This window comes from Streptomyces sp. NPDC015127 (assembly GCF_043080095.1).
GTDB lineage: Bacteria > Actinomycetota > Actinomycetes > Streptomycetales > Streptomycetaceae > Streptomyces.
Window position 1 is genome coordinate 67,132 of the sequence record NZ_JBIBVE010000009.1, and the last position, 20,316, is coordinate 87,447.

General features: G+C 72.1%; 23 protein-coding genes. 9 read left to right on the forward strand and 14 right to left on the reverse strand.

From position 1 onward, the window contains the following. Positions 1 to 175: 175 nt before the first annotated feature. Together ACF08N_RS18965 and dacB are read right to left on the reverse strand one after the other, a co-directional pair. Positions 176 to 1,330, reverse strand: coding sequence for a zinc-dependent metalloprotease (locus ACF08N_RS18965; protein WP_392325769.1), 1,155 nt, complete (start codon positions 1,328 to 1,330; stop codon positions 176 to 178). A 77-nt stretch (positions 1,331 to 1,407) separates the two neighbouring features. Continuing rightward, the gene (gene dacB, locus ACF08N_RS18970; protein ID WP_392325770.1) at positions 1,408 to 2,841 is read right to left on the reverse strand and encodes a D-alanyl-D-alanine carboxypeptidase/D-alanyl-D-alanine-endopeptidase; all 1,434 of its coding nucleotides are present in this window, start codon (positions 2,839 to 2,841) and stop codon (positions 1,408 to 1,410) included. Positions 2,842 to 2,908: 67 nt separating this feature from the next. Between dacB and ACF08N_RS18975 the strand changes: the two genes are divergently transcribed. Together ACF08N_RS18975 and ACF08N_RS18980 are read left to right on the forward strand one after the other, a co-directional pair. Continuing rightward, on the forward strand, positions 2,909 to 3,403 hold the full coding sequence (locus ACF08N_RS18975; protein WP_017949744.1) for an inorganic diphosphatase: 495 nt from the start codon (positions 2,909 to 2,911) through the stop codon (positions 3,401 to 3,403). Positions 3,404 to 3,542: 139 nt separating this feature from the next. Beyond that, the gene (locus ACF08N_RS18980) at positions 3,543 to 5,210 is read left to right on the forward strand and encodes a threonine/serine exporter ThrE family protein (RefSeq protein ID WP_392325771.1); all 1,668 of its coding nucleotides are present in this window, start codon (positions 3,543 to 3,545) and stop codon (positions 5,208 to 5,210) included. A 25-nt stretch (positions 5,211 to 5,235) separates the two neighbouring features. On the opposite strand, the gene ACF08N_RS18985 is transcribed toward ACF08N_RS18980, so the two are convergent. Then, positions 5,236 to 5,928 carry a DedA family protein gene (locus ACF08N_RS18985; RefSeq protein ID WP_392325772.1) on the reverse strand — a complete coding sequence of 231 codons (693 nt, stop codon included), beginning with the start codon at positions 5,926 to 5,928 and terminating at the stop codon, positions 5,236 to 5,238. 448 nt (positions 5,929 to 6,376) lie between these two features. Then, positions 6,377 to 7,135: a MerR family transcriptional regulator gene (locus ACF08N_RS18990; protein ID WP_392325773.1), complete on the reverse strand. Its 759-nt coding sequence runs from the start codon at positions 7,133 to 7,135 to the stop codon at positions 6,377 to 6,379. A gap of 85 nt (positions 7,136 to 7,220) precedes the next feature. On the opposite strand from ACF08N_RS18990, the gene ACF08N_RS18995 reads away from it, so the two are divergent. Further along, entirely contained in the window at positions 7,221 to 8,639 is a 1,419-nt protein-coding gene (locus ACF08N_RS18995) for a glutamate decarboxylase (protein WP_392325774.1), read from the forward strand. A gap of 3 nt (positions 8,640 to 8,642) precedes the next feature. On the opposite strand, the gene ACF08N_RS19000 is transcribed toward ACF08N_RS18995, so the two are convergent. The 4 genes from ACF08N_RS19000 to ACF08N_RS19015 form a co-directional block, all read right to left on the reverse strand. Next, a complete protein-coding gene (locus ACF08N_RS19000) occupies positions 8,643 to 9,284 on the reverse strand; it encodes a PadR family transcriptional regulator (protein ID WP_392325775.1) in 642 nt (213 codons plus the stop codon). Positions 9,285 to 9,334: 50 nt separating this feature from the next. Further along, the gene (locus ACF08N_RS19005; protein ID WP_392325776.1) at positions 9,335 to 9,880 is read right to left on the reverse strand and encodes a DinB family protein; all 546 of its coding nucleotides are present in this window, start codon (positions 9,878 to 9,880) and stop codon (positions 9,335 to 9,337) included. Positions 9,881 to 9,998: 118 nt separating this feature from the next. After that, positions 9,999 to 11,456, reverse strand: coding sequence for an aldehyde dehydrogenase family protein (locus ACF08N_RS19010; protein WP_392325777.1), 1,458 nt, complete (start codon positions 11,454 to 11,456; stop codon positions 9,999 to 10,001). A 91-nt stretch (positions 11,457 to 11,547) separates the two neighbouring features. Then, positions 11,548 to 12,477: a helix-turn-helix domain-containing protein gene (locus tag ACF08N_RS19015; RefSeq protein ID WP_392325778.1), complete on the reverse strand. Its 930-nt coding sequence runs from the start codon at positions 12,475 to 12,477 to the stop codon at positions 11,548 to 11,550. A 308-nt stretch (positions 12,478 to 12,785) separates the two neighbouring features. Here ACF08N_RS19015 and ACF08N_RS19020 point away from each other — a divergent pair, with 308 nt between their 5' ends. Further along, the gene (locus tag ACF08N_RS19020; RefSeq protein WP_392325779.1) at positions 12,786 to 13,280 is read left to right on the forward strand and encodes an ATP-binding protein; all 495 of its coding nucleotides are present in this window, start codon (positions 12,786 to 12,788) and stop codon (positions 13,278 to 13,280) included. A gap of 92 nt (positions 13,281 to 13,372) precedes the next feature. Here the strand turns inward: ACF08N_RS19020 and ACF08N_RS19025 are convergent, their stop codons facing one another. From ACF08N_RS19025 to rpmG, 5 genes are all read right to left on the reverse strand, one after another. Then, entirely contained in the window at positions 13,373 to 13,609 is a 237-nt protein-coding gene (locus ACF08N_RS19025; protein ID WP_356633955.1) for a DUF397 domain-containing protein, read from the reverse strand. A gap of 188 nt (positions 13,610 to 13,797) precedes the next feature. Further along, positions 13,798 to 14,043 carry a 30S ribosomal protein S18 gene (rpsR, locus tag ACF08N_RS19030; protein WP_392325780.1) on the reverse strand — a complete coding sequence of 82 codons (246 nt, stop codon included), beginning with the start codon at positions 14,041 to 14,043 and terminating at the stop codon, positions 13,798 to 13,800. Between the two features lies 1 nt (position 14,044). Further along, on the reverse strand, positions 14,045 to 15,178 hold the full coding sequence (locus tag ACF08N_RS19035) for a CobW family GTP-binding protein (protein ID WP_392325781.1): 1,134 nt from the start codon (positions 15,176 to 15,178) through the stop codon (positions 14,045 to 14,047). Beyond that, entirely contained in the window at positions 15,178 to 15,432 is a 255-nt protein-coding gene (locus tag ACF08N_RS19040) for a type B 50S ribosomal protein L31 (RefSeq protein ID WP_392325782.1), read from the reverse strand. The genes ACF08N_RS19035 and ACF08N_RS19040 overlap by 1 nt, the downstream gene beginning before the upstream one ends. 3 nt (positions 15,433 to 15,435) lie before the next feature. Continuing rightward, entirely contained in the window at positions 15,436 to 15,600 is a 165-nt protein-coding gene (gene rpmG, locus ACF08N_RS19045) for a 50S ribosomal protein L33 (protein WP_030361075.1), read from the reverse strand. 60 nt (positions 15,601 to 15,660) lie between these two features. Between rpmG and rpmB the strand changes: the two genes are divergently transcribed. From rpmB to ACF08N_RS19060, 3 genes are all read left to right on the forward strand, one after another. Next, positions 15,661 to 15,897, forward strand: a complete 237-nt coding sequence (gene rpmB / locus ACF08N_RS19050; protein WP_177149562.1) for a 50S ribosomal protein L28 — start codon at positions 15,661 to 15,663, stop codon at positions 15,895 to 15,897. Continuing rightward, entirely contained in the window at positions 15,897 to 16,202 is a 306-nt protein-coding gene (gene rpsN, locus ACF08N_RS19055; RefSeq protein WP_392325783.1) for a 30S ribosomal protein S14, read from the forward strand. Before rpmB ends, rpsN begins: the two co-directional genes overlap by 1 nt. A 68-nt stretch (positions 16,203 to 16,270) precedes the next feature. Further along, on the forward strand, positions 16,271 to 16,750 hold the full coding sequence (locus ACF08N_RS19060; RefSeq protein WP_392325784.1) for a hypothetical protein: 480 nt from the start codon (positions 16,271 to 16,273) through the stop codon (positions 16,748 to 16,750). A gap of 87 nt (positions 16,751 to 16,837) precedes the next feature. Here the strand turns inward: ACF08N_RS19060 and ACF08N_RS19065 are convergent, their stop codons facing one another. Next, positions 16,838 to 18,937 carry an FUSC family protein gene (locus ACF08N_RS19065; RefSeq protein ID WP_392325785.1) on the reverse strand — a complete coding sequence of 700 codons (2,100 nt, stop codon included), beginning with the start codon at positions 18,935 to 18,937 and terminating at the stop codon, positions 16,838 to 16,840. 124 nt (positions 18,938 to 19,061) lie between these two features. Between ACF08N_RS19065 and ACF08N_RS19070 the strand changes: the two genes are divergently transcribed. Both ACF08N_RS19070 and ACF08N_RS19075 read left to right on the forward strand, forming a co-directional pair. Continuing rightward, positions 19,062 to 19,379 carry an SMI1/KNR4 family protein gene (locus ACF08N_RS19070; RefSeq protein ID WP_392325786.1) on the forward strand — a complete coding sequence of 106 codons (318 nt, stop codon included), beginning with the start codon at positions 19,062 to 19,064 and terminating at the stop codon, positions 19,377 to 19,379. Between the two features lie 182 nt (positions 19,380 to 19,561). Next, positions 19,562 to 20,311, forward strand: coding sequence for a FadR/GntR family transcriptional regulator (locus tag ACF08N_RS19075; RefSeq protein ID WP_392325787.1), 750 nt, complete (start codon positions 19,562 to 19,564; stop codon positions 20,309 to 20,311). The last annotated feature ends 5 nt before the right edge of the window (positions 20,312 to 20,316 follow it).

Sequence of the window (20,316 nt, forward strand, 5' to 3'; positions counted from 1 at the left end):
CTCGGTCCGAGGGGAACGAGAGCGACGGGAGATCAGTCACTCAGAGTGCGTCGATGGTGACAGAACCGAGCCAATACCCGAGCATTGCACGCCTGCCGAACGCCCAGGGTCCCTCGGATGGGTGATTGGAGGGGCGCTCTTCTGCCGTCATGGAACCGTCGTTCACGACCCTGCTCTACGGTGCTCCTTCGGCCTTGCGGTGCACCCGCGCGACCCAGTCCGCCGGTTTGGCGATCTCCGCTTTGGTCGGGAGCGTGTTCGGGGACGTCCAGACCCGGTTGAAGCCGTCCATTCCCACCTGATCCACCACCGAACGCACAAAGCGCTCGCCGTCGCGGTACTGCCGCAGCTTCGCGTCCAGGCCGAGCAGCTTGCGCAGCGCGACGTCGAGGCGGCTCGCGCCACGGGCCCTGCGCTGCTGGAACTTCTCCCGGATCTCGGTCACGGACGGCACCACATCCGGTCCGACGCCGTCCATCACGTAGTCCGCGTGGCCCTCCAGCAGGGACATGACGGCGGTCAGCCGGCCGAGGATCTCGCGCTGGGCGGGCGTCTGGACCAGTTCGACGATGGAGTGGCCGCCCTCGTCGTCCTCGCCCTCGGGGCGGGCCCCGACAAGGGACTGCGCGGCCTCCCGGAACCGTTCGAGCACCGTCATCGGATCCATCTCGGTCTCGCCGAGGAATGACTGGATCTCGCCCTCGAGATGGTCCCGCAGCCACGGCACGCCGGTGAACTGGGTGCGGTGGGTCTCCTCGTGGAGGCAGACCCACAGCCGGAAGTCGTGCGGGTCGACCTCGAGCTCGCGCTCGACGTGGACGATGTTGGGCGCGACGAGCAGGAGCCTGCCGCCGCCGTTGCCGTCCGGGTCGGCCGGGTCGCCGGCCGGCAGATCGCGGGTGGCCGGGGCGAAGGTCTCGTACTGCCCGAGGACCCGCGAGGCGAGGAACGACAGCAGCATCCCGAGCTCAACGCCCGTCACCTTGCCGCCGACCGCGCCCAGCACCGCGCCGCCCGGGGTGCCCGAGCGGCGTTCCTGCATCTTCTCCAGCAGGGGGCGCAGCAGCTCGCGGAAGCCCGCGACGTTCGCCTTGATCCAGCCGGCCCGGTCCACGACGAGGACCGGGGTGTCCTGCGGCTGCGAGCCCGCCGGGATCATCCGGGTGAAGCCGCGCACATGCTCCTCGGACGCCTTGGCGTGCCGGCGCAGCTCGGCGACGACGGCGCGTGCCTCGTCCCGGCTCACGTCGGGACCGGGCCGCACGAAGCGGGTCGCGGTCGCCACGGCGAGGTTCCAGTCGACCATCTCGGCACCACCGATGCTCGTCATGCGTCAACCGTACGTTCTCGACCGCCGGGGCGTGCAGGTGTCGGGGCGCCCCCTTCCGGCCCGCCCGGCCCGGCCGGTCACCCGGCGAGGGACGCCGCGAGGCGGTCGAGGGCGGCCTGGGCCGCGTCCCGCGAGGGGGTGCCGCCGGCGAGGAAGGCGAAGCCGAGGAGTCGGCCGCCCGGGGCAACGACGGTGCCGGCGAGGGTGTTGACGCCGGAGAGCGTCCCCGTCTTGGCGCGCACGAGGCCGGAGCCGGCGGAGGAGGGTGCGTAGCGGTCCTCCAGGGTGCCGGTGAAACCCGCGACGGGGAGGCCGGTGAGGACCGGGCGCAGTTCGGGGTGGGCCGGGTCGCCGGAGCGGGCGAGCAGGGCGGTCAGCAGGGCGGCGGAGACCTTGTCGTGCCTGCTGAGGCCACTCCCGTCGGCGAACCGGGCACCGGCCAGCGGCAGCTGGAGCCGGCGCAGCTGTCCGGTGACGGCCTGTCCGGCGCCGGCGAAGTCGGCCTTCCCGCCCGTGGCGATCGCGGTCTGGCGGGCGAGCGACTCGGCGATGTCGTTGTCGCTGCTGGTCAGCATGCGTTCGACGACGGCCGAGAGGGGCGCGGAGAGGACCTGGGCCAGCGGGACGGCCTCGGCGGCCGCGCGGCCGGGGCGCGGGCCGCCGCTGATGTGCACGCCCCGCTCCTCGAGCATCGTCGCGAAGACGCGGGCGGCCTCACCGGCCGGGTCGGCGGTGCGGGTGGCGGCGCCGGTGCTCTTCGGGTCGTTCCGCCCCTGGTCGACCATGAGGGCGCTGACCGGGGCGATGTTGTCGTTGGGACCGATGGGATGCAGCAGGGGCCCCGCGTAGAGCGAGGTGTCGTGAGTGAGGCGGACGGCGCCGGCGCCCCGGTCCCGCAGGACGCGGGCCGTGCGGTCGGCGAGGCTCGCGAGCCGGGTCCGGTCGAGGGTGGCGTCGCCGCCGCCGACGAGGGTGATCTCCTTCCCCTCGGCGGTCGCGACGACCGTGGTGGGGATGCGGTGGTCGGGTCCGAGCGCGCTCAGGGCGGCGGCGGCCGTGGCGATCTTCACGGTGGAGGCCGGGGTCATGGGAGCCGTCGCCCCCTTGCCGTACAGCCGCTCCCCGGTGCCGAGGTCGACCACGCAGGCGGTCGGCGACGGTCCGAGGCCGGGGTCGCCGAGCAGCGGTCCCAGTCTCCTCGCGAGGTCGGCCGGGGCGGTCGCGGGGGCCTTCGCGGACGCGGTCCGCGGGCCGCCCAGAGCGGTGAGCACGGCAGGTGCGCTGGGGGCGGGGGCGGGGCGTTTCGGCGCGGGCCGTTCGTGATGTACGCCACCCATGGGGTCGTGGGCCACCGCCCACTGCCTCTCGGCCTTACGCTGGCCCGAGTCCCAGGGGCCCGCCGCGGCCACCGCCCCGGCGGCGAGGGCGAGGCCGGCAACGGCGGCACCTGCCGCGAGCTGCCACGTCCTGACCTTCGGCACCCCGCACCAGCCCCTTTCGCGATCACGCATGTGCGTGAGGGACACTTAATCACCGTCAATCACGTCTTGCTATGTCTTGATCATGGAGGAGCCACCCGTGGAGTTCGACGTCACCATCGAGATCCCGAAGGGTTCGCGGAACAAGTACGAGGTGGACCACGAGACCGGTCGGATCCGCCTGGACCGTCGACTCTTCACCTCGACCAGCTACCCGGCGGACTACGGCTTCGTCGAGAACACCCTCGGCGAGGACGGCGACCCGCTGGACGCGCTGGTCATTCTCGACGAGCCGACCTTCCCGGGCTGCCTGATCAAGTGCCGCGCCATCGGCATGTTCCGGATGACGGACGAGGCGGGCGGCGACGACAAGCTGCTGTGCGTGCCGGCGTCCGACCCGCGCGTGGAGCACCTGCGCGACATCCACCACGTGTCCGAGTTCGACCGCCTGGAGATCCAGCACTTCTTCGAGGTCTACAAGGACCTGGAGCCCGGCAAGTCCGTCGAGGGCGCCAACTGGGTCGGCCGCGCCGAGGCCGAGGCCGAGATCGAGGCCTCCTTCAAGCGCCTGGAGGCGCAGGGCGGCGCGCACTGACGCCGCTCGCACGAAGCCCTGACGCGGGCGGGACACCTCGGTGTCCCGCCCGCGTCGCGTAGCACGCCACGGCCGTGCCCATACTGGGCAGGAGGGCCGGACACAGGGCTGGTGCGAGAGGGAGCGAGGACAGGCGGATATGGCGGAGCCCGAGGGTCCGGAAGACCGGAAGCCTCAGTCCGACGAGGCGCACAGCGCCTTCGCTCCGCCCGCGGGGGTGGAGCAGCCGGAAGCGCACGAGGAGGACCACCCCAGCTCGGAGTTCGCGGTGCCCGAGGGGCTCCTGCCCGAGCCGCCGCCGGAGCCGGAGGGGTCGGCGTTCGCCCCGCCCAGCACGTACAGCGCCCGGAGCTCCCCGCCGGCCTTCACCCCGGCCCACGGCGTCCCCGTCGTACGGCTCACCAAGGACGCGCCCTGGCAGGACCGGATGCGGGCCATGCTGCGGATGCCGGTGGGCGAGCGGCCCGTGCCGGAGACCGCGCACCGGCAGGACGAGGCCGGTCCCGCCGTGCCGCGCGTGCTCGACCTGACCCTGCGTATCGGCGAGCTGCTGCTCGCGGGCGGCGAGGGGGCCGAGGACGTCGAGGCTGCGATGTTCGCGATCTCGCGCTCGTACGGGCTGGACCGCTGCGAGCCGACCGTCACGTTCACCCTGCTGTCGATCACCTATCAGCCGTCCCTCGTCGACGACCCCGTGACGGCCAACCGCACGGTGCGGCGGCGGGGCACCGACTACACGCGGCTCGCCGCGGTCTACCGGCTGGTCCACGACATCAGCGTCGACGAGTCGGACGTCACGCTCGAGGAGGCGTACCGGCGGCTGGCGGAGATCCGCAGGAACCGGCACCCGTACCCGGGCTGGGCGCTCACGCTGGCCGGTGGCGTGCTGGCCGGTGCGGCGTCGGTGCTCGTCGGCGGTGATCTGACGGTGTTCCTGGCGGCCGCGGTGGGCGCGATGCTCGGCGACCGGCTGGCCTGGCTGGCCGCCGGGCGCGGGCTGCCGGAGTTCTACCAGTTCGTGGTGGCGGCGATGCCGCCCGCCGCGGTGGGTGTGGCGCTGACGCTGTCGCCGCTGGATGTGCGGGCGTCCGCGGTGATCACCGGTGGGCTGTTCGCGCTGATTCCTGGGCGGGCGCTGGTCGCCGGTGTGCAGGACGGCCTGACCGGCTTCTACATCACGGCCGCGGCCCGCCTGCTGGAGGTCGGCTACCTGGTCGTCGGCATCGTCGTCGGGGTGCTGAGCGTGCTGTATCTCGGCTTCGCGCTCGATGCCGGGCTCCAGCCGGAGACCGCCATCCACACCGTGGAGCGGCCGGTGGTGCAGACGCTGGCGGCGATGATGCTGTCCCTGTGCTTCGCCGTGATGCTCCAGCAGGAGCGCAACACCGTGTGGCTGGCGACGCTCAACGGCGGAGTCGCCTGGGTCGTCTACGGGGCGCTCGCCGACACCGCCGACGTCTCCCCGGTGGCCGCGACGGCCCTGGCGGCCGGGCTGGTGGGCCTGTTCGGCCAGATGCTCTCCCGCTACCGGTTCGCCTCGGCCCTGCCGTACCTCACGGCCGCGATCGGGCCGCTGCTGCCGGGCAGCGCCACCTACTTCGGGCTGCTGTCGATCGCCCGGGGCGAGCTGAACACGGGGCTCGCCTCGCTCAGCAAGGCGGCGGCGCTGGCGCTCGCCATCGCGATCGGGGTGAACCTGGGCGCGGAGATCTCCCGGCTCTTCCTGCGTGTGCCGGGAGCCGTGGGTGTGCCGGGCGCGGAGCCGCCCGGCGGACGCCGCGCGGCCAAGCGGACGCGCGGCTTCTGACCGGCCGGGGAACGGGCTGCCGCGCTCAGCGCTTGGCGTGGCGGCCGCGGGCCGACGACACGTCGGCGCCGTCGGCGGAGGCTGCGGCGGCCTCCTTCTTGTTCCTGGAGCGGGCGCGCAGGAACTCGATCACGATCGGGAGCACCGAGATCAGCACGATCAGGATCAGGATCGCCTCGATGTTCTTGTGGACGAAGTCGACCTTGCCGAGCGCGGCGCCGAGCAGCGTGACGCCGGCGCCCCACAGCACACCGCCGATGATGTTGAACGTGACGAACGAGCGGTAGTTCATCCGGCTCACGCCGGCGATGATCGGCGTGAACGTGCGCACGATGGGCACGAAGCGGGCCAGGACCAGCGACTTGGGGCCGTACTTCTCGAAGAATTCGTGGGCCTTCTCCACGTTCTCCTGCTTGAAGAGCTTGGAGTCCGGGCGCTTGAAGAGGGCTGGGCCGACCTTGCGGCCGAAGAGATAGCCGACCTGGTCGCCGATGATCGCGGCGAGCACGACGAGGGTGCAGACCAGCCAGAGGGGCTGCTTGATCACGTCGGTGGTCACCAGCAGGCCGGTGGTGAACAGCAGCGAGTCGCCCGGCAGGAAGAAGCCGATCAGCAGGCCGGACTCGGCGAAGACGATGACGAGGACACCGATCAGTCCGAAGGTGGTGATCAGATAGTCCGGGTCGAGCCAGCTCGGTCCGAGCGCAAGGGTGTTCACGAGGTCCGGGCTCCTGAGTGGGTAGTCGGGCGATGCGCCGGGCGGTGTACGGCGTGCGAGGACGGGCCAAAGCTATCAACGGCCCGGGCTGCCGCCGCGTTCCACGGCCCGCTCAGGATGCCCTGTGCCCACGGCCGGGACAAAGCCCGGCCGGGGGCACGTGGCCGACGGATGACCATTGCCCGAACGGCCGGCACCGGCCAGGCGCGCCGGGCGGCCCGTGGCGGGCCGCTATGGACGGGGCGCGGGCGCGCGCGTGCGCCACCCGGGGCCGGCCACTGCGGCGGCGCGGCGGCGCGGGGCCGTCCGCCGTGGACAGCGCGCCGGCAGGCGCAATGCGGCCCGCGGCCGGCCTGCGGGCGCTTGCCACCCAGTTCGGGCGCGCCGCACGGCCCGGGGCCGGCCGCCGTGGACAGCGCGCCGGCGGGCGGGCGCGTGCGGCACCCGGTCAGGCGTGCCGGGTGGCGTTCGCGAGGATGGCGTCGCGTTCGTAGGCGGCCAGGCCCTGCTTCGCCTTGTCGATGTTGCGGGTGAAGCGCTCGTCCGTGACGTACATCTCGCCGAGGCAGGTGTGCATCTCGTACGAGCACGCGTAGTGGTTGCGGGAGATCCACCGGCGGTGCTCCTCGGCCACGTCCATCGCGGCCTCGGACCCCGCCTCCTCCCCCGCCTCCATCAGCGCCACGAAGCGCCCGGTGATCTCGTCGCCCTCGCGCTGGATGCGCTGCCAGTCCTCCTTCGTGTACGACGCCGACCGACGCGCCGACTCCTTGTAGGCGTCGGTGTCGCCCCAGCGCTGTACGACCTCCTCCGCGTAGTCGTCGGGGTCGAAGTCCCCGAAGACCTCGAACTTCTCCTCGGGCGTGAGGTTGATGCCCATCTTCTTCGCCTCCATGGCTCGCTCCACGGCGGCAGCCATCTCCTTCAGCCGGGTGATCCGGGCCGACAGCAACTCGTGCTGCCGCCGCAGGTGCTCCTGCGGGTCCGCGTCCGGGTCGTCGAGGAGTGCCGCCACCTCGTCGAGCGGGAAGCCGAGCTCCCGGTAGAAGAGGATCTGCTGCAGCCGGTCCAGGTCGGCGTCGTCGTACCGCCGGTGACCTGCGTGGCTGCGCCCGCCCGGGCTGAGCAGCCCGATCCCGTCGTAGTGGTGCAGGGTGCGCACCGTGACGCCGGCGAAACGGGCGACCTCTCCCACGGAGTAGCTCATGGCTTCCGCTCCTTCTTTTCCGTGACGCGTCCAAGGCTGCTGCCTCACGTTGCGTGAGGTGCAAGTCCGGGTGAGCCTGAGTCCCATGGCACTTCACCAGGGCGTGTCCGCCGACGGCGGGCCGGACCGGCGCAGGCTGGCGCTCAACCCGTTCTTCGGCGAGGCGGATCCGGTCGGCGGCATGGCGGCGGCCCCGCCCACGCACCGCCTCCCGGACGGCCCGCTGCCGCCCTCCACCGCCTACCAGCTCGTGCACGACGAGCTGATGCTCGACGGGAACTCCCGGCTCAACCTCGCCACCTTCGTCACCACCTGGATGGAGCCCCAGGCCGGGATCCTGATGAGCGAGTGCCGGGACAAGAACATGATCGACAAGGACGAGTACCCGCGCACCGCGGAGCTGGAGCGCCGCTGTGTCGCGATGCTCGCGGACCTGTGGCACGCCCCGGACCCGGCCGCGGCCGTGGGCTGCTCGACGACCGGGTCGAGCGAGGCGTGCATGCTCGCGGGGATGGCACTCAAGCGGCGCTGGGCGCGGCGGAACGCCGACCGCTATCCCGCGAGCGCCCGGCCCAACCTGGTGATGGGCGTCAATGTGCAGGTCTGCTGGGAGAAGTTCTGCACCTTCTGGGAGGTGGAGGCGCGCCAGGTGCCGATGGACGGCGACCGCTTCCACCTCGATCCCGAGGCGGCCGCCGCGCTGTGCGACGAGAACACCATCGGAGTCGTCGCCGTCCTGGGCTCGACCTTCGACGGGTCCTACGAGCCCGTCGCCGAGGTCTGCGCCGCGCTGGACGCGCTCCAGAAGCGCACGGGCCTCGACGTCCCCGTCCATGTCGACGGCGCGTCCGGGGCGATGGTGGCGCCGTTCCTCGACGAGGAACTGGTCTGGGACTTCCGGCTGCCGCGGGTGGCCTCGATCAACACCTCGGGTCACAAGTACGGGCTGGTCTACCCGGGGGTCGGCTGGGCGCTGTGGCGCTCGCCGGCCCACCTGCCCGAGGAACTGGTCTTCCGGGTCAACTACCTGGGCGGCGACATGCCGACCTTCGCGCTCAACTTCTCCCGGCCCGGCGCGCAGGTGGTGGCGCAGTACTACACGTTCCTGCGGCTGGGGCGCGAGGGCTACCGGGCCGTGCAGCAGGCGGCGCGGGACGTGGCGCGGGAGCTCGCGCGGCGGATCGGTGAGCTGGACGACTTCCGGCTGCTGACGCACGGGGACGAGCTGCCGGTGTTCGCGTTCACCACGGCGCCGGGCATCTCGCGCTTCGACGTGTTCGACGTCTCCCGGCGGCTGCGGGAGCGCGGCTGGCTGGTGCCCGCGTACACCTTCCCGGCGAACCGGGAGGACCTCTCGGTGCTGCGGGTGGTGTGCCGCAACGGCTTCTCGGCCGACCTGGCGGAGCTGTTGCTGGAGGACGTGCGGAGGCTGCTGCCGGAGCTGCGGGAGCAGACGGCGCCGCTCGGCAAGGACACGGCGCGGGCGACGGCCTTCCACCACTGACGGCTACCGGTCGTCCTCCGCGTGGGACTCACCGGTCGCGTACGGGTTCTCCTCGCCCTCGCCGAGGACGCCGACGAACGGGGCGCCCTCCCCCGCGAACGTGTACGCGCCGGACTCGATCCGCGCGATCAGGCCCCGGGTCCACTCGGCGCCGGAGTCCGCCTGGGTCACCCACAGGTTCATGATCTCGCCGATGTGGCCGAGGGATTCGGGACCCGCCTCGGGCGTGTAGTAGCCGGTCACCGACGACCGCCACTCCTCGATGCTCCGCACCCGCTGCCGGAGCAGCTCCACCGCCTCGGCGCGCGGCAGGTCCACGATGAAGCCGAGGGCCGCCGAGAGCACGTCCGGCTTCTGGTCGTAGGCGGTCAGGGACTCGCGCAGGAGGGCGAAGTACTCCTGCGTGCCCTTGTCCGTGATCTCGTACTCGGTACGCGGCGGGCCGCCGGCGGTCGACGGCTCGGTGTCGTGCGCGTGCAGCAGTCCCTGCTTGGCCATGTGCTTGAGCGCGTGGTAGATCGAGCCGGGTTTGGCGTTCGACCACTCGTGCGCGCCCCAGTACTCGAGGTCGCTCCGGACCTGGTAGCCGTGCGCCCTGCCGTGCTGGCGCACGGCGCCCAGGACCAGTAGCCGGATCGCCGACATCCGCGTACCTCCTGTTCAAGTTTGACTAGGGTACGCGGGTCAGGCGTGCTTCAGACGCCGCCGCCCTGCTCCAGGGCTACCAGGTCGAAGGCGCCCTTGCCGTCCAGGGACTCGCGGATGATGTCGGCGTGGCCGGCGTGTCGCGCGGTCTCACGGATCAGGTGCAGCAGCATCCAGCGCATGGAGACCCTGCCGTCCTTGGGGAACCAGGGCGCGGGCGGCAGCGGGAAGGTGTCGTCTAGGCTGGGCACCGAGCGGATGAACTCCTCCGTCTCCTTGGCCACCGAGGCCCAGAACTCCAGCATGCCGGGGACCGTCTCGTCACCGGCCAGGCGGAAGCCCTCCGCCCACGTGTCCCGGGTGCGCTGCTTCTCATTGGGCCGCTGCTGCGCCAGCCGGAGCCATTGCAGCTCCACCTCGGCGACGTGCTTGATCAGACCGGACAGCGACAGCTCGCTCGCGGTCGGCCGGGAAGCGGCCTGCTCCTCCGTCAGTCCGAGCACCGCACGGCGGATTCCGCCCCGCTGCTCCTCCACGAAGGACAGCAGCGCTCCTCGCTCGTCGCCATGGGCTTCCGCGGGAACGTGAGTGACCATGATGTCCGCCTTCCGGACTCGGGGGAGGCGGCCCGTCCGCCGCTCTCCCGACACCCCGTACGCTACGGACCCTTGCGGACAGCTTCTGTCCTCAAGGGTCCGTGGCGCGGAGGAAATGTCAGAACGGGAACCGCGAGCGGCCGTGCTGCACCGAGATCCACTTCTGGGTCGTGAACGCGTCCAGCATCGAGTCGCCGTTCAGCCGCCCGACGCCGGACTGCTTCTCGCCGCCGAAGGGGACGATCGGCTCGTCGTGCACGGTGCCGTCGTTGATGTGGATCATGCCGGTGCGCACCCGCTTGGCGAGCCGGACACCGCGCTCGATGTCGGCCGTGTGCACGGCGCCGCTGAGGCCGTACGGGCTGTCGTTGGCGATCCGTACCGCCTCGTCCTCGCCGTCGAACGGGATGACCAGGGCGACCGGGCCGAAGATCTCCTGGGTGAGGACGGGTGAGCCGGCCGGGAGGTCCGTGAGGACCGAGGGCGCGACCAGGTTGCCGTCCGTCGCACCGTGCAGCAGCGCCGTCGCGCCCGCCTCGACCGTCTGCTCGACAAGCGAGGAGACCGCCTCGGCCTGCGAGGAGTTGATCAGCGGGCCGATGTGGGTCGTCGGGTCGGCCGGGTCGCCCACCTTCAGCGTCTTCACCTTGGCGACGAACTTCTCGGTGAACTCCTGCTGGACCGAACGGTCGACCAGGATCCGGTTGGCCGCCATGCAGACCTGGCCCTGGTGCACGTAGCGGCTGAAGACCGCCGCGTCGACCGCGTAGTCGATGTCGGCGTCGTCGAGGACGATCAGCGCGCTGTTGCCGCCCAGTTCGAGGATGGCGTGCTTGAAGTTCGCGGCGCAGACGGTGGCGACGTGGCGGCCCACCTTGTCGGAGCCGGTGAAGGAGATGGCTTTGGGGACCGGGTGCTCCAGCAGGGCGTCGCCGATCTCGGCGATGTCGGTGATGACCACGTTCAGCAGGCCGGCGGGCAGGCCCGCGTCCTCGAACACCTTGGCGACCAGGGAGCCGCCGCATATCGGCGTGTTCTGATGCGGCTTGAGGACGACGGCATTGCCGAGGGCGAGCGCCGGGGCGACCGACTTGAGCGAGAGCAGGAACGGGAAGTTGAACGGGCTGATGACACCGACCACGCCGACCGGGACGCGGTAGACCCTGTTCTCCTTGCCGTCGACCGGGGAGGGCAGGATGCGACCCTCGGGACGCAGGGCGAGCTGGATCGCCTCGCGCAGGAACTCCTTGGCGAGGTGCAGCTCGAACGCCGCCTTCAGATGCGTGCCGCCGAGCTCCGCAATGATCGTCTCGGTGATCTCCTGCTCGCGGTCCTCGATGATCCGCAGGGCGCGCTCGAAGACCAGCCGGCGGGTGTACGGGTTGGTCTCGGCCCAGGCCTCCTGCGCGCGCTCGGCGGCGCGGTACGCCTGGTCGACCTCGGCCGCGGTGGCCACGGTGACGGACGCCAGCTTCTCCCCGTCGAACGGATTGAAGTCGATGATGTCCCAGGAGCCGCTGCCCGGCCTCCACTCGCCGTCTATGTACTGAAGGGCCAGTTCACTGAAGAAGGACATGTGATCGCTCCAGAGGCATACGCGGCTGTGGCCGGCAGAAGCACAGAAGTCAGATGGTCCGAGCCTGATGTGGCGTCATCGTACTTGTGTTTCAGGTGAGTTGAAGGAGGCCCCGGAGAAGGTCACGGGTCTCCGCGGCATCCGGGCTGTCCTCCTCCAGGCGCCGCATCACCCGCTCGTAGTGGGCCACTTCCTCGCGCTTGTCCAGGTAGAGCGCGCTCGTCAGCTGCTCCAGGTAGACGATGTCGGAGAGGTCCGACTCGGGGAAGCGCAGCATCGTGAACGCGCCGCTCTCGCCCGCGTGACCGCCGAAGCTGAACGGCATCACCTGGAGCGTGATGTTGGGCTGTTCGGAGACCTCGATGAGATGCCTCAGCTGCCCCTGCATCACCGCCCGGTCGCCGTAGGGCCGGCGCAGCGCCGCCTCGTCGAGCACCACGTGCAGCCGCGGGGCGTGCTCGGAGACGAGGGCCTTCTGGCGCTCCAGGCGCAGGGCGACGCGGCGGTCGATCTCGGCGGCGGGGGCGTCGGGCATGCCGCGGATGACGACGGCGTGGGCGTACGACTCGGTCTGGAGCAGACCGTGCACGAACTGCACCTCGTAGATACGGATGAGGGAGGCGGCGCCTTCGAGGCCGATGTACGTCTGGAACCAGCCGGGCAGCACGTCGCCGAAGCTGTGCCACCATCCGGCGACGTTGGCCTCCTTGGCGAGGCCGAGGAGGGACCGGCGCTCCGTCTCGTCGGCGACCCCGTAGAGCGTGAGCAGATCCTCGACGTCCCGCGCCTTGAAGCTCACCCGGCCCAGCTCCATGCGGCTGATCTTGGATTCGGACGCGCGGATCGCGTATCCGGCGGCCTCCCGGGTGATGCCGCGGGACTCCCTGAGCCTTCTGAGCTGTGAGCCCAGCAGGATGCGCCGCACCACCGAGCCTCCGCCCGGACCTTCGCCGCCGGGGTACCCCGACAACGCTGCTCCCGCCGCCGCCTCACCTGCCGCCACGACTTCAACCCTCCCCATCTCCGCGCCACTTCGGCGCAGACCGATCCTCCACGAAGGGTCCCCCCGAACCCAAGAGCCGGATTCTGCCACCAAAACGCTTCAGCCCGTACACGTCCGGTTACGGAAATGAGAAGGCGGTGAGCACGGGCCGGAAGTAAATCGTGGAAGAAATGAGCAAGAACCGGCACGGGGACGGACAGGCCGGGCGCGTGCACGTGCATCTGCCCTTGCATCTGCCCTGCGCATTGGGAACCATGGTCCTCGCGCACCTGCGCGCTCGTTCGTGTTGTAGCGTCACAGCCGCGATTCCCGGGGGAGTGCCTCGCATGGGGACGAATGGATCGACCGTGCTCGAGCCGTTACGGCAGGGCCTTCCACCGATCGATCCCTCGGCCGTCTCCAGCTCCGTCTCCTGCGCTCTGCCCGCCCGCTACGAAGCGGTCCGCGGCGCACGTCAGTTCACCCGGTCGACGCTCGGCCAGTGGGAGCTGAACCACCGCTTCGACGACGTCGCCCTGGTCGTCTCCGAGCTCGTCACCAACGCCCTGCGGCACGCACTGCCCTGCGACGCGGCACCGCGCGAGAGTGCCAAGGAGCCGCCGGTGCGGCTGCACCTGATGCGCTGGACGAGCCGACTGGTCTGCGCGGTGCGCGATCCCAGCCATGACGGGCCCGCCGCCCGTGAGTCCGAGGAGGACTTCTCGGCGGAGTCGGGACGCGGTCTGTTCCTCGTCGATTCCTTCAGCGACGGCTGGGGCTGGCACCCGCTCGCCGGTTCGCTGCGCGGCAAGGTCGTCTGGGCGCTGTTCCGCCTGGGCTGACCCGCGGGGGCGGGCCGGATCGGGGGCCGGCCCGCCCCGACCACCCAGGCCCTGTCCGGCCGATCCTGCCGGGCTGATCGGCCGGACAGGGCCTAGGCGACCAGGTGGTCGAATTCCCCGTCCTTGACCCCCAGAAGCAACGCTTCTATCTCCGCGGGCGTGTACACAAGTGCGGGACCCTCCGGGTGCCGCGAGTTGCGCATCGCCACATCACCGCCGGGCAGCTTGGCGAATTCCACGCAGGAGCCCTGCGAGTTGCTGTGTCTGCTCTTCTGCCAGACGACTCCCTGAAGCTCCGTGGCCGCCATGCCGTTGTACACGTGGTGCACAAGTCGCTCCCGGGGTGCAAGGTGCAGGTGTCAACTATCCGGGATCATAGCTGTGTTCATATGCCGATGCATGGGCTGATGCATCGGCAGATGCACGTGCACGGGCGGTGTTCTCGTGACTACGGATTCCCCCCTCGCGCACCGGCCGCACGGGCGCGGTGCACTGTGGTCCCAGCGCCTCAGCACTCTCAGCGTGCGGACGACGAGTACGGCAGCAGGGCCATCTCCCGGGCGTTCTTGATCGCGCGCGCGAGCAGGCGCTGCTGCTGCGCGGTCACGCGGGTCACCCGGCGGCTGCGGATCTTCCCGCGGTCGGAGACGAACTTCCGCAGCAGGTCGGTGTTCTTGTAGTCGATGTAGGTGATGCCGGCCTGGTCCAGGGGGTTCGGGCGCGACTTCAGGGGCTTGCGTGCGTCGGTGCGGCGGGGGGACATGTCAGACCTCCAGGAGGGAGTCGAAGTCGGGCGGCAGCCGCTTCCAGGCCTCACGGCCCGCGGCGTACTCGGCATCGGTCAGCAGACAGGATTCGAGGAGCAGTTCCAGGCCGTCGCGGTCGAGGCCCGGCGAGGTGAAGACCAGGTGCTGGCAGCAGTCCCCGTGCTCGGGGTGCCAGTCCAGGGCAGCGGCCGCCCGGCGAACCGGCGGCACCATGTCCCAGGCGGCGTCCGGCAGCGAGGCGAGCCAGGGGCCCGCGCTCTCGACGCACAGCGCGCCCCCGGCGGCGTCCCACGCCAGCAGCGTGTCCGGCCGGTCGGCGAGCCAGAACCGGCCGCGGCTGCGGGCGGCTGCGCAGGTCAGGTCCTCCAGCGCGGCGTAGAGCCGTCCCGGGTGGAAGGGACGGGCGCGGTGCCAGACGTAGGTGGTCACCCCGCACTCGTCCGCCTCCTGCGGAAGCAGCGCACAGGCCGGGTGCTGGGCTGCCGCGGCCACCTCCACGTCGAAGCCGGCGAGGGCAGCGGCGGCGAGTTCGTCCGAGCCGACGGGAATGCGGCGCGCGGTCGGATGAAGCTGGGTCAGCAGCGCGCGGTCCTCCTCGTCGGCGTCCTCGCTCTCGACCACGGCGATCACCGGCGCGTACTCCAGCTGCCGCGCCCAGGTGTCGGCGATCGTGCGCTGGTCCGTGGCGGCCGCGGCGAGCCCGGCCTCGGCGAGGTCGTCGCCGTTGCCGAGGTAGGGCAGGAGCAGTGCGGGGTCGACGGCGCACATCACCGAGGTGACGGCGAGCCGCTCGCCGCCGTGCGCTGCGACGACCTCGGCCATCGCCTTGGGCTCCACGGAGTCCCACAGCTCGACGATCGCGAGGCGGGTCGCGCCGTCGTCGGCGAGCCGTACCAGCTCGGGCACCAGGTCCTCGCGCAGCGCGCAGCAGGCGCAGTCGTTGACCAGCGGAGTCTCGCCGGTGTCGCGGACGCGGAACGCGTCGCGGACCGTGCGCACCACGGTGCCCCGCTCCGCCGTGGAGAGGTCGTGGTGGAGCGCGACGCTGCCGGACACCGCGGAGAGCAGGCGGTCCACGGTCGCGCGGCGGGCGTCGGCGTGCAGCCCGGCGACGATCGCGACGGGCAGCATCAGCGGCCCTCGCGCCGGCCGTAGCGGCGCTCGAACCGCTCGACGCGTCCGGCGGTGTCGAGGACGCGCGCCTGGCCCGTGTAGAAGGGGTGGCTCGCCGAGGAGATCTCGACGTCGACGACCGGGTAGGTGTTGCCGTCCTCCCACTCGATCGTCTTGTCACTGGTGGCGGTCGAGCGGGTGAGGATCGCGAAGTTCGCGACCTTGTCGCGGAAGACGACGGGCGCGTACGGAGGGTGGATACCGGGCTTCATGGGTCAGCGCTCCTCTCGGAAGTCGACGTGGCGGCCGGCGACCGGGTCGTACTTGCGCAGCGTCAGGCGGTCGGGGTCGTTACGACGGTTCTTGCGGGTGACGTAGGTGTAGCCGGTGCCCGCGGTGGAGCGGAGCTTGATGACCGGGCGGAGTTCGTTGCGAGCCATGCGGGTAGTATATGGAAATGGTTTCCATTACCAAATGACTCGACGAGAGGTGCATCACCCATGTCCGCCCACTGCATGCTGACCGGGTCGAAGCCCGGCTTCGGCAACCGGATCTCCCACTCCCACCGGCGCACATCACGCCGCTTCGACCCCAACATCCAGCGCAAGCGCTACTGGCTGCCGAGCGAGGGCCGCCATGTGCGACTGACGCTCAGCGCCCGCGCCGTGAAGACGGTCGACACCATCGGCATCGAGGCCGCCGTGACCCGGATCCGCGCGCGGGGAGTGAAGGTCTGATGGCCAAGAAGAGCAAGGTCGCCCGCAACGAGCACCGCAGGACCGTCGTCGAGCGGTACGCCGCGCGCCGCGCGGAGCTGAAGGAGATCATCCGCAGGCCCGCCGGCACGGACGCCGAACGGGCCGCTGCCCAGGCCGAGTTGCGGCGTCAGCCGCGGGACGCCAGCGCGACCCGGCTGCGCAACCGCGACAGCGTCGACGGCCGGCCTCGCGGCCACCTGCGGAAGTTCGGACTCTCCAGGGTCCGGATGCGTGAGCAGGCCCACGCCGGATTCCTCCCAGGGATCCGCAAGTCGTCCTGGTAGCTTGGCGCGGTCTTGCAACCAACCAGGTCCGCGGGCGCGTTCGCCCGTGGTCACAGGGGGACAGAACAGTGCACAAGCTCGTACGCATGTCGGCCGCCGCGGCAGGCCTCGTCGCGGCCCTCGCTCTGACCGGCTGCGGCAGCAGCGAGAGCGACGACACCGGCAAGGGCGACAAGGCGTCGGCCGCACCCACCGAGTCCGGCGGCACCGGCGGGGGCGAGGGCAGGCCCCGGGACGTCGAGGGCACCTGGACGGGCATGAGCGACGGCAAGCCGGTCGCCCTGTCCGTCACGCAGGGCAAGGCGGCGCTGCTCGCCGACGGTCACGCCTGCACCGGCGAGGTGCAGGACATGGGGAAGCAGACGCTGTCGCTCAAGTGCGCGGACGGGAACACCGACCGCACGATGGGCTCGGTCGAGTCCAACGACGGGACGACGCTGGTCATCTCCTGGGACGCGGGCAAGAAGGACACGCTGAAGAAGAGCGAGGACGGCCAGCTGCCGGAGGGGCTGCCCACCGGCCTGCCGACGGGCGTGCCCTCGTCCTGACGCGGGCCGGACTCCGGTGGGCGGCCGGGCGGTGGGCTTCCTGACCGCGCGGGTCGGGGGCCGGTCGGTCCCGAGCCGCCGGCGTCCCTAGTGGGCCGCGGATCCTTCACGGGTCCGCGGCCCTTCCTCGTGCAGGGCGTCGGACACGTCCTCCAGCGCGGCGAGCAGCATCTGCGCCCCCCTGCGCAGGACGGCGTCGTGGGGGCCGCGGGACTCCGGTCCGTCCGGCGGCGCCCCCCAGGCCGCCAGTGCGTCACGGACCGGGTCCCAGACCGGGGACCTGCGTTCCCGCACCGCCTTCGCCGCCTGCCCCGTCGCCGTGCGCAGCGCGCGGGCCAGACCGTCGGCGGCCGGGAGGGGCAGCGCGCCGCGCTCGGGAATGTGGGCCTCCAACAGCATGGCGACGCGCCCCGCCTGGGCCAGCGCCTCCCCCGCACTGTCGGCCGCGGCGCGGGACAGGCCCCGGTGGCGTACGGGCTCGTGGCGGGCTCTCGCCACCGCCTCGCGCCAGGCGATCCGCGCGTCGCGGGCGGCGAGCAGCGCCTCGCGCACCGCGGTGCGGTCGCGCTCGGCGGGGCGGGCGTAGCAGTCCACGACCGCGGCGGCGTAACGCCCGTCGGCGGCCAGCCAGTCGGCGAGCCTGGTGCGCAGCCGCGGGGTCTCCCAGGCCGGGTACAGCGCGTACGCGATCATGGCGAGCAGTCCGCCGAGCAGGGTCAGCAGGACGCGTTCCGGCACGGTCTGGGCCCAGTCCTCGCCTCCCATGCCGAGCAGGAAGACGACGTAGGCGGAGATGAAGACGCTGGCCGCCGCGTAGCCGGTGCGCATGACGAGGTACATGCCGAAGGCGCAGACGACCGCCATGGCGGCGGTGGCGTACACATCGAGGTCGAGCACCTGCACGAGGGCGGTCGCCGCGCCGACGCCGACCAGCGTGCCGCCGAAGCGGGCGACGGAACGGGCGTACGTCTGCGAGAAGTCGGGCCGCATCACCATCACGGAGGTCAGGGGCGCCCAGTACCCGTGGCCGAACGGAAGCGCGGTGCCCATCAGGTAGCCGGCCGCGGCGACCACCGAGACGCGCAGCGCGTGGCGCAGGATCGGGGAGCCGGGGCGCAGTTCGGCGCGCATCGCGCGCACGACGCCCGGGAGCAGGGCGACGAGCGAGGGACGCTGCCGGTGCGGCAGGGCGTCCGCGTCGCCCGTGCCCTGCGCGGTCTCGACGACGTCGTCGAGCAGCGCCGCGAGCCGTACGGCGGCGCGGCGGGGCGGGCCCGTCAGGAGGTCGCCGGTGTCGGGGGTCCGCAGCGCGGCCTGCGCACCCGGTTCGACGTCCACGGGCTCACCGTGGCGTACAGCGTCGGCGGCGGCGTCCAGCACGGACCCGGCGGCGGCGAGGAGTTCGCGCACCCGGTCGCGCGCACGGCCCTCGGCGGGCACGCCGACGGCCGGGTCGGCGAGGGACGCGAGCACGGGGCGGATGCGTTCGGCGACACCCCGGGTGCCGTGCAGCTCGGCGGGGCGGCGCCGCGCCTCGCGCTCGGTGACGGCGGCGGCCCCGCGGGCACGCATCAGCGGCGCCGGGTCGAAGGGCGCGGTGGGGTCCTGACGGAGGCGCCGGGCGTAGTCGGCCTCCGCCGCGAGCGCGTCGGCGAGCGCGTCGCGCCGGGCGCCCCAGCGGCGCACGGGAAACAGCACCACCATGGCGGCCTGGACGACGCCGCCGGCGGCGATCACCGCGGCGTGGCCGGCGGCGTCGGCGACCGATGTCGGCAGCGTGACCGTGACCAGCATGATCGCGACGTTGGACAGCGCGATGATCCCGGCCGTGGGCCCCGCGGTCCAGGCCAGCCCCGCGCCGAACGTCCACAGGGCGAGGAGTACGACGAAGAGCGTGACGTGCGCCGCGCTGAGGTAGCCGACGAACGTGGAGACGGCGAGCGTCGCCCCGGAGACCAGGGCGAGGACCGGCCGAGGACGCCAACTGCGCTGGAAGGTGGCGATCGCGGCCTGGAACGCGCCGAACGCGGAGCTCACTGCGACGAGCGGCCCGAACAGCACCAGGCTCGTCCCGACGACGAGGGCGAGCCCGGCGGCGGCGCGCAGCGCGATGAGTGGTTCGAGCCGCTTCCGCTCGATGCTCAGGCCCGAACGCGCGGTCTCTTTCAGGGCCCTGAGCCAGCTCATGGTCCGAGCGTATCGGCCTTTACCGGCATTTCGGTCGCGCGGACAGACGGTCGGGGGCGTTGTCAGTGGCGGGTGTTTCCCTTGGCTCACGGAGACCGAAGTCGCTTCGTCCGATGATCTCGCCGTGCTGCGCGCGGCGTTCGGGGACGGGTCCGCCGGACCGCCGCTCGGCTGGGAGAAGGTGCGCGCTTTCGAGGCGGAACACGGCATCGTGCTGCCCGAGCCGTACCGGACGTTCGTCGCGGAGACAGGCGACGGGTCGTACACGGGGCCGCCCGGCTTCGGCCTGCTGGAGCCGGCGGAGCTGCCGAGGGACTGGGGGGACTACGGCCCCGAGCGCGTGCTCGCCGAGCCGTTCCCGCTGACCGCGGCGGGCCGGCCGTGCTTCGCCGGATGGGTCGCCCACTGGCACGCGAACAAGGAGTGGTTCGACGCGGCATGACCGGCCGGGTCCGTGACGGGCCGGGGTCGTGACGGGCCGGGGTCGTGACGGGCCGGGGTCGTGGGCGGGCCGGGGTCGTGGGCGGAGGAGGGTGCGGGCGGAGGAGGGTGCGGGCGGACGCGGGGGCGGGTCTGGCATAGCGTGGTGGACCCCACCGTCCCACCGAGCCGAGGAGCCGACCGATGACTGCCGAGTGGCGCCCCGTACGGCAGTCCCGCACGCACGAGCTCGTGCTGGAGAGCATCGAGGAGCGGGTGCTCTCCGGGGAGCTGAGGGCCGGCGACCGGCTGCCGCCCGAGCGCGAGCTGGCTCCCGTGCTGGGGGTCAGCCGGTCCGCGCTGCGGGAGGCGCTGCGCGTGCTGGAGACGATCGGTGTGCTGTCCGCGCAGGCCGGGCGGGGCCCCGACTCCGGCGCGCGCCTGGTGCGTAACCCGGACGACGCGCTCGGCCGGCTGCTGCGGCTGCACTTCGCCCTCGGCAGCTACACCCTCCAGGACATGCTGGAGGCCCGGGTCGTCCTGGAGCGTTCGAGTTTCGAGGCGGCGGCGCGGCACGCCTCGCCGGAGGAGCTGGCGGAGGCGGAGGAGATCCTTTCCCGTCTCGGTGAACCGGGCATCGGCGTCGCGGAGTTCAACGACCTGGACACCCGCTTCCACGTCCTGATCGCCCGCGGTTCCGGCAACCGGCTCACCTCGACGCTCACCTCGGCCGTGCGTGAATCGGTGCGGCCGTTGATCCTGCGCGCCCTGGAGGCGGTGGAGGACTGGCCGGCCACGGCCACCGCGCTCAACGCCGAGCACGCGGAGCTGCTGCGGCTGGTGAGGCGGGGCGAGGGCGGCGCGGCCGCCGATCTCGCCGAGCGGCACATCCGCGGGTTCCACGGGACGCTGGTCGACGACGGGGACGAGGACGGCGCACAACCCTCGCCCTGAACGGC

Excerpts from the sequence above, each read along its gene's own strand:
- ACF08N_RS18990 (WP_392325773.1), bottom strand. The coding sequence starts at position 7,135 with ATGAGCTACTCCGTGGGAGAGGTCGCCCGTTTCGCCGGCGTCACGGTG.
- ACF08N_RS19010 (WP_392325777.1), bottom strand. The coding sequence starts at position 11,456 with ATGTCCTTCTTCAGTGAACTGGCCCTTCAGTACATAGACGGCGAGTGG.
- rpmB (WP_177149562.1), top strand. The coding sequence starts at position 15,661 with ATGTCCGCCCACTGCATGCTGACCGGGTCGAAGCCCGGCTTCGGCAAC.
- ACF08N_RS19000 (WP_392325775.1), bottom strand. The coding sequence starts at position 9,284 with ATGTCGGCGATCCGGCTACTGGTCCTGGGCGCCGTGCGCCAGCACGGC.
- ACF08N_RS18995 (WP_392325774.1), top strand. The coding sequence starts at position 7,221 with ATGGCACTTCACCAGGGCGTGTCCGCCGACGGCGGGCCGGACCGGCGC.
- rpmG (WP_030361075.1), bottom strand. The coding sequence starts at position 15,600 with ATGGCTCGCAACGAACTCCGCCCGGTCATCAAGCTCCGCTCCACCGCG.
- ACF08N_RS19065 (WP_392325785.1), bottom strand. The coding sequence starts at position 18,937 with ATGAGCTGGCTCAGGGCCCTGAAAGAGACCGCGCGTTCGGGCCTGAGC.
- ACF08N_RS19020 (WP_392325779.1), top strand. The coding sequence starts at position 12,786 with ATGGGGACGAATGGATCGACCGTGCTCGAGCCGTTACGGCAGGGCCTT.
- ACF08N_RS19040 (WP_392325782.1), bottom strand. The coding sequence starts at position 15,432 with ATGAAGCCCGGTATCCACCCTCCGTACGCGCCCGTCGTCTTCCGCGAC.
- ACF08N_RS18980 (WP_392325771.1), top strand. The coding sequence starts at position 3,543 with ATGGCGGAGCCCGAGGGTCCGGAAGACCGGAAGCCTCAGTCCGACGAG.
- ACF08N_RS19035 (WP_392325781.1), bottom strand. The coding sequence starts at position 15,178 with ATGCTGCCCGTCGCGATCGTCGCCGGGCTGCACGCCGACGCCCGCCGC.
- rpsR (WP_392325780.1), bottom strand. The coding sequence starts at position 14,043 with ATGTCCCCCCGCCGCACCGACGCACGCAAGCCCCTGAAGTCGCGCCCG.
- ACF08N_RS19075 (WP_392325787.1), top strand. The coding sequence starts at position 19,562 with ATGACTGCCGAGTGGCGCCCCGTACGGCAGTCCCGCACGCACGAGCTC.
- ACF08N_RS18965 (WP_392325769.1), bottom strand. The coding sequence starts at position 1,330 with ATGACGAGCATCGGTGGTGCCGAGATGGTCGACTGGAACCTCGCCGTG.
- ACF08N_RS19005 (WP_392325776.1), bottom strand. The coding sequence starts at position 9,880 with ATGGTCACTCACGTTCCCGCGGAAGCCCATGGCGACGAGCGAGGAGCG.
- ACF08N_RS19015 (WP_392325778.1), bottom strand. The coding sequence starts at position 12,477 with ATGGGGAGGGTTGAAGTCGTGGCGGCAGGTGAGGCGGCGGCGGGAGCA.
- rpsN (WP_392325783.1), top strand. The coding sequence starts at position 15,897 with ATGGCCAAGAAGAGCAAGGTCGCCCGCAACGAGCACCGCAGGACCGTC.
- dacB (WP_392325770.1), bottom strand. The coding sequence starts at position 2,841 with ATGCGTGATCGCGAAAGGGGCTGGTGCGGGGTGCCGAAGGTCAGGACG.